Consider the following 16,436-nt stretch of genomic DNA (forward strand, 5'->3'; position numbering starts at 1 on the left):
CACTTTTTTTTGAAACTCACTGAGATCAAAGTAAAACAAAGGGGGTAAAACTAATTGTTCAACGTTTTGACGATTTGTCTCAATTTGCTTTTTTTGAGGTGATCGAATGTGAGTTTGACGTAAATGCCGTAACGTAATATTTATAGCTGAGAGATAAATGATCAAGAGGAATATTCAATACACGTTCTCGCTGCTGAACGTTGATCATGTAAAACTGGGACCAAAGTGGAATTATAAGAACGTGATCAGTCCGTACAACCGGATCTATTACATAAATGAGGGGGAGGGAGAGTTAACGGATGCCAGCGGCACCTATAAGCTGGAGCCAGGCTCGCTATACATCATACCAAGCTACACGCTTTGCGATATGAGCTGTAAGGAAGCGCTTGGCCAGTACTTCATTCAGTTCTTTGAAGATTCGGCCGATGGTAACTCACTATTTGCCGATCATCGCCGCATCGTTCAAGTGCCGGCCACTGATCTTGACCATGCCCTGTTCGAGCGGCTGCTGCAGATCAACCCGGGCAGGGGCATCAACCGCTCCGACGATCCGCGCATTTATGAAAAAGAGGTATTTTATAAAGAGTACCAACAGTTGAACAACCAGCAGAACCTGGCCAACTTCATCGAAACGCAGGGTATTTTGCTGCAACTCACCTCACGGTTCCTGACTCCGCAGTTCTTCAAGACCAGCTCCAAAAAAGTGATCCCCAACAAGATCGCCGAAACGCTGAACTATATTCAGGTGAATTTACACAACGACCTATCGGTGGCCTTATTAGCGGCCCGGCTTGGCCAGAACACCGATTACTTTTCGCGCTTGTTCAAACTGCATACCGGTACGCGGCCGGTCAACTATATCAACGAGAAACGGATCGAACGGGCGCAATACCTGATGGCTTCCAGCCGCATGACCTACTCCGAGATCAGCCGGCATACAGGGTTCGAGGACCTCTCCTATTTCTCGAAAACGTTCAAGCGCTTTACGGGCATGTCGCCTAAGGAATATAAAAAGCAGATGTACAGCGTGATGCACTCATGATCACGCAAGGTGGTGTTGATCATTGTGCTTTGAGGTCGAATATGCGCTGCATGGGTAGCCACTTTTCGCCTTCCTTAGCCCAGGGTAAAGGTTTCTGGAAGCGCCACATTAACTGCTCCCACTCCTGTACTTTGGGGTTACTGGCGTCCATCTCGGCCTTTCTGGTGGCCGAGAACTCGTCGCTCACCTCCATGATCATGAACAAACGGTTGCCGGTGCGATAGATCTCCATTGACAGGATGTGGGCATCAAGGATGCTTTCCCTGATCTCAGGCCAGCCGTTCTCGCTGGAGTGCCAGCGCTCGTACTCGGCGATCAGTTCAGGGTCATCAACAAGGTCAAGGGCATAGCAGTATCTTTCCATCGCGATATCGTTCAAGGGGAAATCAGAACGAAGCAAACTTACGACCGCCCACCGCCTGCGATATGGCTGATATCAGACCTGTTTTTTAACAAATCCGATAAGCTTTAGCGCAATGACTTAAACGTTTACGTAAAAAGCTACCAGGGCTGATTGCATTGTATCAGATATTATTTGAACTTAGCAGCAAAATGCACCTGAACCCACCGGTCGGGTGACCTTTATATGAACCGCCATCCGGCCATTCATGCCGTAAGGACCAACTTATTTCAGCTTATTTGCAGCGCCGATATGGTGATATGACGTACGATAAAACGCCTCCTTTAAAACGACCTGAACGGCTACGTTCGCTTGATGCGATACGGGGTTTCGATATGTTCTGGATCATTAGCGGTGAAGAGATCTTTCATGGGTTGGCCGATGTAGTTCAGCAGCGATATCACCTGTACCGCAACCCTACCAACTGGCAGCTCAGCCTTACCGATCAGGTGCCCTTTTTTCAGCGCCTCATGGTACACCTCAGCAACCAGTTGCACCACAGCGTTTGGAACGGCTTTACTTTTTATGATCTTATTTTCCCGCTGTTCATTTTCATAGCCGGCATTGCCATGCCGTTCGCCTACGCCCGCCGCCCCGAAGCCTCAGGTGCGCTCACCCCGCTCGATAAACGCCGCATCTATACCCGGTTATTGAAGCGAACCTTACTGCTCATCATATTAGGTACGGTGGTGAATGGCGCCTTGCAGTTCAATGGTTACGAGAACACCCGTTTTGCCAGCGTACTGGGGCGTATCGGGCTATCATGTTTTTTTGCGGCCATCATTCATTTGAACTTTGGTACTAAGGGCAAGATCGGCTGGCTGGCTGGCCTGTTGTTGGGCTATTGGGCACTCATGACCCTGGTGCCTGTTCCGGGCCATGGCAGTGGTGTACTTACGCCTGAAGGTAATCTGGCCAGCTACATCGACCAGCATTATTTGCCGGGTAAACTACATCGTAAGATCTTCGACCCTGAAGGTTTGCTGGGTATCATCCCGGCAACGGCTTCGGCCTTGTTGGGTGTTTTAACAGGCGTGTTCCTGTCCATGCAAAGGCCTGACCTTACCGGTAAAAAGAAGTTACTGACCCTGATCGCTGCCGGAGCCGGGTTACTTGTAGCTGGCTTGCTATGGGGCCAGTTGTTCCCGATCAACAAAACCTTGTGGACCAGCTCGTTCGTACTTTACGCCGGCGGCTGGAGCATATTGCTATTTGCGCTGTTCTATGGCATTATCGATGTGGCGGGCTTCAGCAAATGGAGCCAGCCCTTTGCCTGGATCGGTATGAACTCGATCCTGATCTACCTCATGGCACATGGCATGGTGGATCTGCTGGCCTCGTCAAAGTTCTTTTTAGGCGGCATGATCAAGGATCTTGACCCGATCTGGCACCGTCCCATCTTATGGACCGGCGTACTCCTTATACAACTATGGTTGCTGCGAATACTTTATGAGCGTAAGATATTCCTGAAGTTGTGATATTACCCTTTTCCCTGACACACTTGACCTACGTTATTGATAATATGAACTTGAATTTTAAAAAGTTATTCTCTGCCTTTGTTGCCTCGCTCACCATGGGTGCAGCCTTTAGCCAAACGGTGGAAAAAGAAGGCATGGCGCTGGTCCAGCGCCTGGTACCGGCCCACGCTAAAGATTTTGTGATCAAAAAGATAGACAAGGGCGATAAGGACCACTTCGAGATACAGAGTGTGAACAATAAGATCGTGCTGAGCGGCAATAATGGCGTATCGGTGGCATCGGCCTTGTACCACTACCTTACTGAATATGCTCATTGCCAGGTGACCTGGAACGGTACGCAACTGAACCTGCCCAAGACACTGCCTAAGGTACCTACCAAGGTCAGGAAAGATACTCCGTACGAACTGCGCTACTATTTGAACTATTGCACCTTCAACTACAGCATGAGCTGGTGGGATTGGTCGCGCTGGGAAAAAGAGATCGACTGGATGGCCCTGCACGGCATCAACATGCCACTGGCCATCACCGGCGAGGAATATACGTGGTACCTGGTGTACAAGGAACTTGGCTTCACCGACAACGACCTGAAGGACTTTTTTACCGGCCCCGCCTATTTTTCATGGTTCTGGATGGGTAATATGGACGGCTGGGGTGGCCCGCTGCCTATGAACTGGATGCGCACACACTTTGACCTGCAAAAGAAGATCCTGCAACGCGAGCGTGCTTTAGGTATGCGCCCGGTGCTACCTGCCTTTACCGGCCACGTTCCAGCATCATTCAAGAACCGTTTTCCACAGGCCAAATTGAAGACCACTAACTGGAAGAACGGCTTTGCCGACACTTACATACTGGATGCAGAAGACCCGATGTTCGCCCGCATAGGCAAGCTGTTCCTGCAAAAGCAAACGCAATTGCTAGGCACTGATCACCTTTACTCGGCCGATACCTTTAACGAGAATGAGCCTCCTTTTGACGAGCCTGAAAAGCTTAGCAAATTAAGCGCAAAAGTTTACGATGGTATGCGTCAGGCCGACCCGTCGGCAGTATGGGTGATGCAGGGCTGGTTATTTTATAGCGACCGCAAATTCTGGCGCGCCCCACAGACCGAGGCCTTATTAAAAGCGGTGCCTGATGATAAGATGATCATTCTCGATCTGGCCACTGAGATAGAGCCGGTTTGGAAACGCACCAGCGCATTTTACGGCAAGCCGTGGATATGGTCGATGCTGAACAACTTTGGTGGCAACACCAACCTTTTTGGCCGTTTGGAAAGCGCCGCCAGCGGCCCTGCGCTGGCACTTAAAGACCCGAACAGCAAACGCCTCACCGGCATCGGCCTTACTATGGAAGGTATAGAGCAGAATCCGGTATTATATGAGTTGTTCACCGACAACACATGGACCGACAAACTGATCGACACTGACCAATGGATGAACCGCTACATCCGTAACCGTTACGGCGCTACCGAGCCTTTAACGCTTTCGGCATGGAATACCTTACGCAATACCGTTTACACCGTACCTAAGGATAAGTACATTCGTGATGGTGCCGAGTCTATCATTCAGGCCCGCCCTACTTTAGACAGTGCCTCGCGCTGGGCAAGCACCAAGTTGAACTATGAGCCTAAAAAACTGTTACCGGCCTGGAAGGCGTTGGTAGAGGCAGCTCCAAAATATACCAACAGCGACGGCTTTAAGTATGACCTGGTAGATGTGACCCGCCAGGTGCTGGCCAACCACGCGTTGACCGTTCAACAAGCCATGGTATCGGCTTATCGCCGTAAGGATGTGGCCGAGTTTAATAAGCAGTCGGCTAAGTTCATTCAATTGATCGATGATCTTGACCGTTTACTGGCCACCCGTACCGATTTCCTCTTGGGTAAATGGGTAAGCGAGGCGCGTGCCTGCGGCATCACCGAGCCTGAAAAGGCTTTGTACGAGCGTAACGCAAAAGACCTGATCACTCTTTGGGGCGATAAGGACTGCCCGTTGAACGAATACGCCTGCCGCCAATGGAGCGGCCTGCTAACCGACTTTTACAAACCACGCTGGAAGAAGTTCATCACCCACCTATCAGCCGACCTGCGCGGCGAGAAGGCTCTGGATATGGCCGCCTTCACCAAAGAGATCAAGGACTGGGAATGGAATTGGGTGACCGCCCGCAAGGACTACCCTACCAAAACCACCGGCAGCAGCGTAGCCGTAGCACAACAGCTATATTCAAGCTACTGGAAAACACTTAACGAATAGCTCCCTGGATATTTGCCTCACTACATAAAGGGCCGCCGCTACAAAAGTATCGGCGGCCCTTTTTCATTGAGCATCAAAACCTCAATTGAAAAGCCAGCTCGTCAGCTCGGGTTGGCATTGCGTACACCAGAGCGTACCGTTCAACAGGTCTCTTTATTTATCGTGATATAATATTAGCCGTCGCCCTAAGCATTTTGACCCGGGGCCACGCCGTCGGTCCAAATGCGGGGGCCTGACCCATGATCCCTAAAACCACTGGATCCTCAGATCAAGACCATGCCAATGATCGCCCGTGATCTGTAAATATCCGACCTCCCTTAGATCATGCTGACAGCTGACAAAAGCTCTCGCCTACCAGAAAACGGTGTACAAAGCGGCCAGGATACCGATGATGATCACCGCTCCTACCTGGAAGCTCCGGTGAACCTTGAACATGGAAGTATCTACCACGATCTTTTCCTCAGTTGCTGAAGGATCTGAAGAGGTACTGATCAAGCTCATGACCACCATTACCGCCACGATCACCACAAAGTCGATCGCCATACGGTCCAGGAACGGGAATACCGGGAAGCTACCGTTTGTCCACTTAGGCAAGAATTTAAGCACGGTGGATAGCGGGATAGTGATCAATGCACCGGCCATAGCCGCAGCAGAGGTGGTACGTTTCCAGAAAAAGCCTAATAAAAAGATGGCCAGTACGCCTGGCGACACAAAGCCTACATACTCTTGTATGAATTGGTAAGCCTGGTCCAGTGAGCGCAGCGAAGGCGCTACAATGGCGCCGATAGCCAGTGATACTACCACGGCCAGCCTACCTACCCTCACCAGTTTGCGTTCACTGGCATTTTTATCGATGAATTTTCTATAGATATCTAAAGAGAAGATGGTGCAGATGCTATTGGCCTTACCCGCCAGCGAGGCCACAATGGCCGCTGTAAGCGCAGCGAACGCAACACCTTTTAAGCCGGTAGGCAACAGGTTGATCAGTGTTGGATAAGCATTGTCAGACCTCAGCGCGCCGCCGGCATGCATTTCATTAATGAACAAGCCTTTATGGTAAAGTACATACATAATGATGCCCGGAAGCACCGCGATAAGCGGCACCATCAATTTCAGGAATGCGGCGAACAAGATACCCTTACGGGCGGTAGGCAGATCGGCACCTAAGGCACGCTGTACGATGTACTGGTTACAGCCCCAGTAAGCCAGGTTATTGACCAGCATACCGCCAATGATCACCGATGTGCCCGGAAGTTCCTGGTAGTACTTGTCTTTAGGGCCAAATATCATGTGGAAATGATCAGGAGCTTCTTTCACCAAGGTTTTAAGGGCCGAAAAGATTCCCGGCGTGCCGTAAGTTTGGCTGAGGAGTTGCAAAGCTAAGTAAGTGGTCACCAGGCCGCCAATGATCAGCACCACCACCTGTATCACATCGGTATAACCGATCACCTTCATGCCGCCAAGCGTAACGAACATGGAGAACAGGCACAAACCCGCCACGCACCAGCCAAAGCTGAGCGGCGATATGGATGAGATAGCCAGCGCACCCAGGTAAATGATCGAGGTGAGGTTAACGAACACATACACCAGCAGCCAGAACACGGCCATCACCGTACTCACCTGGTCATTATACCTCATGGACAGGAACTGTGGCATGGTGAAGATGCGGTTCTTGAGATATACGGGTATGATATACACCGCTACGATGATCAGCGTGGCGGCCGACATCCACTCGTACGAGGAGATAGCCAATCCCATGGCGAACCCGGATCCTGACATACCGATAAAATGTTCGGCCGATATGTTGGAGGCGATCAGTGAAGCGCCTATGGCCCACCAGGTAAGTGAACCTTCGGCCAAAAAGTATTCCTTGGCATCCAGTTCTTTAGTTTTCCTTTTATGATAGATGTAATAACCGTATCCTGCAACGATCAGGAAATAGACCACAAAAACGGCGTAATCCGTAGCTTGTAAATGATTCATTAAAAAACTCTATATAAATACGATGATCAAGATCAGGCCAACAGGTGATGTGACCATAGGAGAAGATCTTTCAAATTGGTTCTCAAACTTATGCTTACTTTTTACCATCGTGTTGACCATAACGGACCTTGATCTGTAATTTTCCGACCATGGCCTTTATCGCACTGATCAACTTAAACGATTTCGCAATTTATGTCAATTCTTTCATTTGCACATGCACTGATCTTGATAACTTAGCCATCTATACACTAACCGAACCAATTACCGCCCCTTGAAAAAGACCTACGCGTTCATGACCATGCTCATGATCTGGTTACCTCGTGCTGATTCTATGGCCCAGGACCTGGTCAGTTATGTGCAACCTTTGTGCGGAACGGCGCCTTCCACCACACGGTCGGCCACCCGCCACGGCAGCGGCACCGAGCTCAACGCCAATACCATACCCGCTGTAACGGTACCCTTTGGCATGACCCAATGGACACCCGAGACCCAGCGTTCAGAAAATAAATGTGTACCGCCCTATCGTTATAACGATACAAGGCTTACCGGCTTCAGGGCAAGCCATTGGCTAAGCGGATCCTGCACACAAGACTATGGCAGCTTCACCATCATCCCTGCTGGTGCGCACTTAGAACTGCGCCCCGAGAAGCTGACCACCACGTTCAAACACCAAGACGAAAAAAGCGCTCCACATTACTATAAGGTTCAACTGCCAGAGCGCAACCTGACCGCCGAACTGACCGCCACCAAAAGGGCGGGTATGTTACGGTTCACCGCTACCAAAACCGATAGCCTTTACCTGCTCATTAAACCGAACAGCGATCGCGGCGAAGGCTATGTGAAGATAGATAAACAAAAGGGCCTTATTTGGGGCTATAACCCGGCCCATCGCATTTACCAGGGATGGGGCGAAAGCGCCGGCTTCAGCGGCTATTTTGTGATCCAATTACCAAAGGCCATCACCAAAGGCGGCGTGTTCCGTAATAGAGCCGTTGTTACTGCCGATAGTGTAAAGAACGGCGAGGATGTTGGCGCTTACATCAGCGTGGCCTTAAAGGCCGGCGAAAAGCTGACCCTACGTACCGGCACTTCTTTCACCAGTCTGGAAGGGGCGTTCAAGAACCTAACTGCCGAGATCAAGGACTGGGACCTTGATGCATTAGTGAAACGGAATAAAAGCATTTGGGAAACCGCCCTTGGCCAGATCAAGGTAGATGGTGGCTCGGAACAAAAGAAGCGGATATTTTATACTGCCTTTTACCACACCATGCAGCACCCTCGCTGCTTTAATGACATCGATGGTAAATACCCACGCTTTGCCGGCAATTATGTGACCGAGAAGCTGAGCAAGGGCAACTACTATGATGACCTTTCCATGTGGGACATCTATCGTGCACAGTTGCCCTTATTCGAGATACTTGACCCTGCCCTTATCAATGATGTGGTAAGGTCGGTGGTATTAAAAGGTCAGCAAGGTGGCTGGCTGCCTATATTTCCTTGCTGGAACAGCTATACAGCGGCCATGATCGGTGACCACGTGACAGCTTTCATCGCGTCGGCCTACGTACGGGGCATACGTGATTATGATGTGCAGGAAGCCTATCGCCTCATGCGTCAGAACGCGTTCGATATCCCCGACGAGGCTACTTACAAAGCCGGCAAAGGTCGCCGTGCCATGGCCTCCTACCTCAAGTACGGATACGTGCCGCTCGAAGACCCTGTAGCGGACGCCTTTCACAAGAACGAGCAGGTGAGCCGCACCCTTGAGTACGCCTTCGACGATCATGCACTGGCCGTAGTGGCCGCCGGGCTGGGAAAGACCGCCGATCAAAAAATATTGACCGAACGCAGCCGGAACTACCTGAAAGTGATCGACCCGAGCACCGGGCTGGCCCGTGGCCGTTACGCTAACGGCACCTGGATCACGCCTTACCATCCTCAACAAAAGGAGAGCTATATCACTGAAGGAACGCCTCAGCAATACACCTTTTATGTACCCCATGATGTGAAAGGCCTGGCCAAGGCCATGGGCGGTGATCAGGCGTTGGAGCGCCATTTGGATACGCTGTTCAACGCCGGCGAATACTGGCATGGCAATGAGCCCGGCCAACAGATACCGTTCCTGTACAACTACACTAACTCCCCATGGAAGACCCAGCTCAGGGTGGATCAGATCATGCAGGATGAATATACCGACGGTCCTGGCGGCCTGAGCGGCAACGATGATGCCGGGCAGGTTTCAGCTTGGTATGTGTTCGCCGCTATGGGTATGTATCCGGTTAACCCTGCATCTGACGAATATCTGTTGACCTCACCTGCGTTCCGCACCTGCACCATTAGTTTGCCTGGCCAAAAGAACTTCGTGGTCACCTGTCATCGTCAGCAAAAAGGCGCACTCTACATCGACCACATCGTCCATAACGGCCGCCTGTATTCCAAAGGCTTTATCACTCACCAAATGATCCGTAATGGCGGCACGCTTGACGTTTACTTGAGCAATACCCCTAACCGTGAATGGGCATCGGCATCTCCAAACAGGCCCGGTTCGCTCACCAAATAACTGAACACATGAAGATCCTGAATAAAATGATCACACTGGCCGTTATGGTCACTGGCCTTGGTCAATTCAATTACGCCGGTACCATGCCGAAACCATCTACCGACCTGCTCATCACCGACTTTGGCGCCAAAAGCGATCCTAAGACCGACAATGCAGCGGCCATACAACGTACTATTGATGCTTGCTCAAAGGCCGGTGGCGGGAAGGTGATCGTACCTAAGAATCAGAACTTCATGACCGGTCCGTTCGAACTGCGCTCCAACATCGAACTGGTTGTTGAAGCAGGTGCCTGTGTGATCGCTAACCCTGATGAAAGCATTTACAAGAAAAGCGCTTTTAAAGAGAACGTGGGCGAAGGCACGATATGGATCGGTGGCCACGACCTTAAGAACGTGACCTTTAGTGGCAGCGGCTGCCTGGATGGTAACGGTGTATCATTTATGGGTGCTCCTATCACTGACTCATACATACTGAAGCCTTTTGACAAGCTGGACCCGAGGCCTCACCTGCTCACCATCATTGGCGGCAGCAATATCCGTTTTAAGGACCTTACCGTGCGCAACTCGGCCTACTGGACCTTACACCTGATCGGTTGTAACGATGTGACCATTGATAACATCACCCTCCTGAATGACCTAAAGGTCAGAAACAGTGATGGCATTGACCTGGACCATTGTAAAAACGTGCGCATCAGCAACTGCTATATTGAATCGGGTGATGATTGTATATGCCTGAAGAACCGCCGGGAATATGAAGAATTTGGCCCCTGCCAAAACATCGTGGTGAACAACTGCACCATGACCTCCAGATCATGCGCGATCAAGATCGGTTCAGAGAACATGGACTCGATAGACCATGTAGTGATCAGCAACTGCATCATCAGGGCCAGCAATCGCGGCATCGGCATCCAGAACCGCGATGAGGGTACGGTTAGCGATGTGCAGTTCAACAACATCCTCATCGAGTCGCACCTGTTCACTGATGTGTGGTGGGGTAAAGCTGAGCCCATCTACGTAACGGCCTATGCAAGGGCCAATGCCAATAATAAAGATGCTAACTGGCGTTTCCCCAAAGGTGTTAAAGAGGGTAAGGTTGGCAAGGTTAGCCGCATATATTTTTCGGGCATTAAAGCCACCAGCGAGAATGGCGTATACGTTGGCGCCGAGTCTGCCGACAAGATCACTGATATTTACTTTGACCAGGTAGACCTCCATATCAACAAGACGACGGCCAACAAAGGCGGGGTTTATGACCGCAGGCCAGCCAAGGTAGAAGGATTATTGACAGGAAGCACCTCAGGGTTCTATTTGGAAAACGCCGGGCATGTGGTGATCCGCAACAGTTCGGTACAGTGGGGCGCCAATAAGCCCGACTATTTTAAACATGCCATAGAAAGCCATAACGTTCAACAGCTTGACCTGTCAGGGTTCATGGGCACCTCGGCCTTCCCAGGCAAATGGGCTGATGTATCAAAGAATTAAATTATTCAGTAGCCGTTGATCCCCTTGCGTTCAGTACAGAGGGTATCACCTGGCTTTCCTCGGCCAGATCAAGGCCGGGGTTCTTGAGCCGCTTTAACAAGGCTGTGGCGGCGGCTTTTCCCAACTCAAAGGCGGGTTGGGTAATGGTGGTCAGGCTTGGGTTCAGGATCACGGCCGAGGCTTGATTAGAAAAGCATATCACCTTTAGGTCGTGAGGAATAGAGATACCCAGATCTTTGCATGCAAGGTAAATATCGGTGGTGAGCCGCTCAACGGTAGCAATGATCCCGTCGGGCCGTTGATCGCGCTGCAATAACTCCATTAAGGCCGAACGGGTAGCTTCTTCCTCTTCTCCACAATTGATCACTTCGCATAACGCCGGGTCAAGCCCATGATCAGCTATGGCATTGTGGAAACCCTCGCTACGGTCGGAGATGATGGACAAACTTTTGGAAATGGACAGCATCACGATGCGCTTACATCCAGCCTCGATCAAATGCTGTGTGGCCAGGTAACCGCACTCCAAGTCGTTAGTGGTCATTTTGGCCGTACGCGGCTCATGGCACACCCGATCGAAGAACACCACAGGTAGTTTTTTACCAAATTCAACGATATGCTCGTACGAATCCGTTTCTGAACTAACGGACATCAGCGCACCGTCTACCCTGCCGTACAACAATTCCTTTAATATTGCTTTTTCGCGTTCCAACTTTTCGTGCGTAAGGTAGATCAGGGTATGATAACCTTTTTGCAGCGCCACTTCCTCTATACCGTTCAGTGCTATGGAAAAAAAGCTATCGGCCACCTCAGGGATCAGCACGGCTATGGTCTTGCTTTTGTTACGGCGCAAACTGCTGGCATACGCGTTGGGCACATAATTGAGCTCTTTGGCCAATTCAAAAACGCGCTTTTTGGTCATATCGCTGATCTCATGACTATCACCCAAAGCTTTGGAGATAGTAGCGGTCGAGAGTTTGAGTCGTTCGGCAAGTAGTTTTATGGTGATCGTTTCCATGAGTGCATCACATGTGCGCTTAAAGGTCATCATCTTTTTCAGAAACTTAAAATTAATTTAACAGGCCCATGATGTTCAGAACGTTAAGCATGTCAGCATTTCTCGCTTATCTCACTTAATCGTTTACGTAAATAAATGTACCTGTGCCGCTTACGACAATATGTAAAAAGTACCACTTTAGTGCTATAAACCAATTACCAACGATGGTGCTGTTACGGCACATCAGAGGATGAAACGACATTAAATCTTTACGATATGAATTTGGAAAATGGTATCCCGGCCAACGTTCAAGTATCGCCGCTTGAAAGTTTGGATGTGTGGGAGGATGATGTATTGCGTAGATATCCGGATCCTTCAAAGATCAACGCTGATAAGGATGAAGAGCAGTTCAGGAATTATGACGCTACCGAAAAAGATTCGGTACGTGAGTTCTACCGCTTGAACCACCGCTATCAGACGTTCGACTTTGTGCTCAAGAACAAAAAGAACTTCCTGAGCTTCTCGCGCGACAAGATGCCGATCTGGGATGCCTTTACCTTTTTGAATAAACTGGTGGATGACTCAGACCCTGACACCGACCTTGATCAGATGCAACACTTATTGCAGACCTCAGAGGCGATCAGGAACGACGGCCATCCGGATTGGATGGTGCTGGTGGGTTTGATCCATGACATGGGCAAAGTACTGTGCCTTTTTGGTGAGCCACAATGGGCAGTTGTGGGTGATACGTTCCCGGTAGGCTGCGCATTTTCAGATAAGATCGTATATTCGGAGTTTTTTAAGGATAATCCGGACATCAATGATCCACGTTACAATACTAAATATGGCATCTACAGCCATCATTGCGGCCTCGACAATGTACATATGTCATGGGGACACGATGAGTACGTGTATCATATGATGAAGGACCACATTCCGGAACCTGGCCTTTACATGTTACGTTACCATTCTTTTTATGCACAACACCGCGAAAATGCCTATGACCATTTATTGAACGACCACGACCGTGAGATGTTCAAATGGGTAGACCTGTTCAACCCGTACGATCTTTACTCCAAGAACCCGAATCAAAAAAGCTGGCAAGAACTGCGCCCTTACTATGAGGACCTTGTTGCCAAATTTTTACCGGCCACACTCAGCTTTTAATCATCAAACCATTTTAATATGAACTTAATTTTACGCTAAACATGAGATCCAACCTTATTTGCAAAAAGGGTAAACCATTTATCCTATTGCTACTCCTTGCACTGATCTTTAATTTGCAGGCCGCCCTGGCGCAGGATGGCCGGATCACCGGTGTGGTGGTCGACACTAAAGGTGAGGCCCTGCCCGCCGTTACCGTTACCGTTAAAGGTAAGAACCGCGCCACCTCTACTGATGCCAACGGTAAATTCGGCATCACTGCTGCATCAGGTGATGTACTGGTGGTGACCTACATTGGCAGCGCCCCTAAAGAAGTTGCCGTTACTGGTGACAAGACCTACACCATCCAACTTGCCGAATCGAACAACGCATTGAAAGATGTGGTAGTGGTAGGTTACGGTACAACTACCCGTAAAGCGATCTCGAGCTCGATCACTCAGGTGAAACAAGAGGACCTTAACCGTGGTGCCATTGCCGACGTAGGTCAGTTGCTTCAAGGTAAAGTACCCGGCCTGAACATCACTGCCAGCGGCGACCCTAACAAGCCAGCTGCCGTGATCTTGCGTGGTGCTTCTACCGTGAACAGCCCTGGCTCGCCTTTCTATGTGATCGATGGTATCCCAGGTGCTGACATCGCTGCTGTTGCCCCTAACGACATCGTGACCATTGACGTACTAAAAGATGCTGCCGCTACGGCGATCTACGGTAACCGTGCTGCCGCAGGTGTGATCATGGTAACTACCCGCAGAGGCAAAAAAGGCTCTTCAATAGTGACCTACAGCGGTTATGCAGGTATCGAGAAAGTGAGCAATCAACTTGACCTGATGAACGGTGATGAGATACGCGCTTTTCTGACCAAGAACAACACCAGCTTCGCATCTGGTAACGATTTCAATCAGAACACCGATTGGATGAAGACCATCGAGCGTTCTACTGCATTTTCACAAAACCATAACGTATCGTTAAGTGGCGGTGGTGAGCACGGCACTTACAGCGCCAGCATCAACTACTTCAAAAAGAACGGTATTTTACAAGGTAGTTCGTTAGAGCGTGTAATCGGCCGTTTGGCTGTTGATCAGTATGCGCTGAACGATAAATTAAAGTTCAGTCTTAACCTTTCTAACTCTACCAGCAACTCTAACAACGTTCCTCTGCAGAACGTAGTGCTACTGCAAGCTGCAAAGCACTTACCGGTAAATCCTATTTACAATGCTGACGGTTCTTACTTCGAGAACTTTAACACTACTGGTTACTACAACCCGATCGCTATACGTAATAACGCTCAGGATAACACTAAATACAACGTGTTATTAGGTTCGTTCGTTACCGAAGCTAAATTACCTTTCGGCTTCACTTACAACGTGAACCTTTCGTACCAACGTACCACTTCATCACACGGTGAATTCTACGGTAGCTACTACAACAATTACCCAAGTGCAGGTTTTTACAACAACCCTGACCCAGGTATCGGCGTGGTGCACTCGTTGGTGAACTTTGGCAAAAATGGTTCTGCTTTACGTAGCGAATACTCTAATACCATCAAAACGCTGGAAACTTTCCTGACCTGGAATAAAAAATTAGGTGACCACTCGATCAATGCGGTATTGGGTTATTCATACCAGGAGAACGTGAATGGTGATGGTGTTCAAGCTACCAGTACCAACTTCCCTGCCGACAACGTTGGCTTCAACAACCTGGTAATTGGTAACCCTTACGGTGTATCAGGTTATACCATTGACCTTGGTAATCCACAAGCTTACGGCAAGATCCTATTGATCTCTGATTTCTTGAGGATCAACTATAGCTATAAAGACAAATACCTATTTCAAGGCTCGGTTAGAAGAGACGGCAGCTCGGTGTTCGGTGCTAATAACCGCTGGGGCTACTTCCCTGCGGCCAGTGTGGCCTGGCGCATCTCTCAGGAAGAGTTCATGAAAGACCAATCGTTGTTCAGCGAGTTAAAATTGCGCGGTAGCTACGGTGTTACCGGTAACTCTTTCGGCATCGGTGCTTACACAGGTCGTTTATTATACGGCTTAAGCGGCAGATACTATAACAACGGTGTATTGGCCGGCGCATACTCACCTATCCAAGGACAGAACCCAGATCTTAAATGGGAGCGCACTGCCAGTACCAACATCGGTTTGGACTTTGCTATCCTGAAGAACAGGATCACCGGTTCGGTAGACGTTTATGACAAAAAGACCACCGACATGCTATTTGGCTACAACGTGTCAGCAGCGTTAGTACCGGGCGGTTTTATCAACGCTAATGGTGGTAGCATCAGCAACAAAGGTATCGAGGTTCAGTTATCAGCTAATGCAGTATCGAACAAGGATTTCACCTGGTCGACCACTATCAACGCTGCTTACAACAAGAACAAGGTGACCAGCTTGCAAAGCCCTTACGCCAACCGCGACTCTGTATTGTACAGCTCTCCGGAAGGTCCGGGTCAATCAGGTAACACCTTGCAGATCCTGAAAGTAGGTTATCCACTGGGTCAGTTCTTTGCCTTCAAATATGCGGGTAAAGATGGTAACGGTAATTCTTTGTTCTACAAAAGAGATGGCTCGACCACTACTCAGCCGCTTACCGGTACTGATTATTTTTACTTAGGCAGCCCGCAACCAAAGCTGTTAATGGGATGGAACAACTCATTCCGTTATAAGAACTTTGATCTGAACATCTTCTTGCGTGGTACCTTTGGTAACAAGATATTCAACGCTACCAGAGCTGATCTTTCTAACACTACGGCAGCCAACGTTAACAACATCCTGCGCAGCGCTGCTGATGACAAGACCACTGACGTTAGGAATCCATGGTACTCTGACCGTTATTTAGAGAATGGTTCTTACGTAAGGTTAGACAACTCTACTATCGGTTACAATATCAAACAACCGATCAAATCGATCAGCAACATCAGGGTATACTTAACAGGTAACAACCTGTTCGTGATCACCGGTTACAAAGGCATCGACCCTGAGATCAACCAGGGCGGTCAGTCTCCGGGTGTTGATTACAATAACTTCTACCCAAAAACACGCACCTTCTTACTGGGTGTTAACGTATCATTATAAGCAAGCAA

General features: G+C 49.4%; 10 protein-coding genes. 7 read left to right on the forward strand and 3 right to left on the reverse strand.

What is annotated here, in order from left to right:
- Window positions 1–157: 157 nt before the first annotated feature.
- Entirely contained in the window at window positions 158–1,042 is an 885-nt protein-coding gene (locus tag LLH06_RS16030) for a helix-turn-helix domain-containing protein (RefSeq protein ID WP_228170305.1), read from the forward strand.
- Between the two features lie 19 nt (window positions 1,043–1,061).
- On the opposite strand, the gene LLH06_RS16035 is transcribed toward LLH06_RS16030, so the two are convergent.
- A complete protein-coding gene (locus LLH06_RS16035) occupies window positions 1,062–1,406 on the reverse strand; it encodes an L-rhamnose mutarotase (RefSeq protein WP_228170306.1) in 345 nt (114 codons plus the stop codon).
- A 296-nt stretch (window positions 1,407–1,702) separates the two neighbouring features.
- On the opposite strand from LLH06_RS16035, the gene LLH06_RS16040 reads away from it, so the two are divergent.
- Window positions 1,703–2,920: an acyltransferase family protein gene (locus LLH06_RS16040; protein WP_228170307.1), complete on the forward strand. Its 1,218-nt coding sequence runs from the start codon at window positions 1,703–1,705 to the stop codon at window positions 2,918–2,920.
- A 44-nt stretch (window positions 2,921–2,964) separates the two neighbouring features.
- Window positions 2,965–5,169, forward strand: coding sequence for an alpha-N-acetylglucosaminidase (locus tag LLH06_RS16045; protein WP_228170308.1), 2,205 nt, complete (start codon window positions 2,965–2,967; stop codon window positions 5,167–5,169).
- A gap of 351 nt (window positions 5,170–5,520) precedes the next feature.
- On the opposite strand, the gene LLH06_RS16050 is transcribed toward LLH06_RS16045, so the two are convergent.
- Complete coding sequence (locus tag LLH06_RS16050) at window positions 5,521–7,152, reverse strand: sodium/sugar symporter (protein ID WP_228170309.1); 1,632 nt, start codon at window positions 7,150–7,152, stop codon at window positions 5,521–5,523.
- 271 nt (window positions 7,153–7,423) lie between these two features.
- Between LLH06_RS16050 and LLH06_RS16055 the strand changes: the two genes are divergently transcribed.
- Together LLH06_RS16055 and LLH06_RS16060 are read left to right on the forward strand one after the other, a co-directional pair.
- The gene (locus LLH06_RS16055) at window positions 7,424–9,712 is read left to right on the forward strand and encodes a GH92 family glycosyl hydrolase (RefSeq protein WP_228170310.1); all 2,289 of its coding nucleotides are present in this window, start codon (window positions 7,424–7,426) and stop codon (window positions 9,710–9,712) included.
- A gap of 8 nt (window positions 9,713–9,720) precedes the next feature.
- Window positions 9,721–11,193, forward strand: coding sequence for a glycoside hydrolase family 28 protein (locus LLH06_RS16060; protein ID WP_228170311.1), 1,473 nt, complete (start codon window positions 9,721–9,723; stop codon window positions 11,191–11,193).
- 1 nt (window position 11,194) lies between these two features.
- Here LLH06_RS16060 and LLH06_RS16065 read toward each other — a convergent pair whose 3' ends face one another.
- Entirely contained in the window at window positions 11,195–12,208 is a 1,014-nt protein-coding gene (locus tag LLH06_RS16065; protein ID WP_228170312.1) for a LacI family DNA-binding transcriptional regulator, read from the reverse strand.
- Between the two features lie 255 nt (window positions 12,209–12,463).
- Between LLH06_RS16065 and LLH06_RS16070 the strand changes: the two genes are divergently transcribed.
- On the forward strand, window positions 12,464–13,354 hold the full coding sequence (locus LLH06_RS16070) for an inositol oxygenase (protein WP_228170313.1): 891 nt from the start codon (window positions 12,464–12,466) through the stop codon (window positions 13,352–13,354).
- A gap of 41 nt (window positions 13,355–13,395) precedes the next feature.
- Window positions 13,396–16,428, forward strand: a complete 3,033-nt coding sequence (locus LLH06_RS16075) for a SusC/RagA family TonB-linked outer membrane protein (protein WP_228170314.1) — start codon at window positions 13,396–13,398, stop codon at window positions 16,426–16,428.
- The last annotated feature ends 8 nt before the right edge of the window (window positions 16,429–16,436 follow it).

The sequence above is a fragment of the Mucilaginibacter daejeonensis genome, assembly GCF_020783335.1.
Taxonomy (GTDB): Bacteria; Bacteroidota; Bacteroidia; order Sphingobacteriales; family Sphingobacteriaceae; genus Mucilaginibacter; species Mucilaginibacter daejeonensis.

What these genes read in the sequence shown, in the direction of transcription:
- LLH06_RS16050 (WP_228170309.1), bottom strand. Translation starts at nt 7,152, where the DNA reads ATGAATCATTTACAAGCTACGGATTACGCCGTTTTTGTGGTCTATTTC.
- LLH06_RS16065 (WP_228170312.1), bottom strand. Translation starts at nt 12,208, where the DNA reads ATGGAAACGATCACCATAAAACTACTTGCCGAACGACTCAAACTCTCG.
- LLH06_RS16045 (WP_228170308.1), top strand. Translation starts at nt 2,965, where the DNA reads ATGAACTTGAATTTTAAAAAGTTATTCTCTGCCTTTGTTGCCTCGCTC.
- LLH06_RS16030 (WP_228170305.1), top strand. Translation starts at nt 158, where the DNA reads ATGATCAAGAGGAATATTCAATACACGTTCTCGCTGCTGAACGTTGAT.
- LLH06_RS16060 (WP_228170311.1), top strand. Translation starts at nt 9,721, where the DNA reads ATGAAGATCCTGAATAAAATGATCACACTGGCCGTTATGGTCACTGGC.
- LLH06_RS16075 (WP_228170314.1), top strand. Translation starts at nt 13,396, where the DNA reads ATGAGATCCAACCTTATTTGCAAAAAGGGTAAACCATTTATCCTATTG.
- LLH06_RS16040 (WP_228170307.1), top strand. Translation starts at nt 1,703, where the DNA reads ATGACGTACGATAAAACGCCTCCTTTAAAACGACCTGAACGGCTACGT.
- LLH06_RS16035 (WP_228170306.1), bottom strand. Translation starts at nt 1,406, where the DNA reads ATGGAAAGATACTGCTATGCCCTTGACCTTGTTGATGACCCTGAACTG.
- LLH06_RS16070 (WP_228170313.1), top strand. Translation starts at nt 12,464, where the DNA reads ATGAATTTGGAAAATGGTATCCCGGCCAACGTTCAAGTATCGCCGCTT.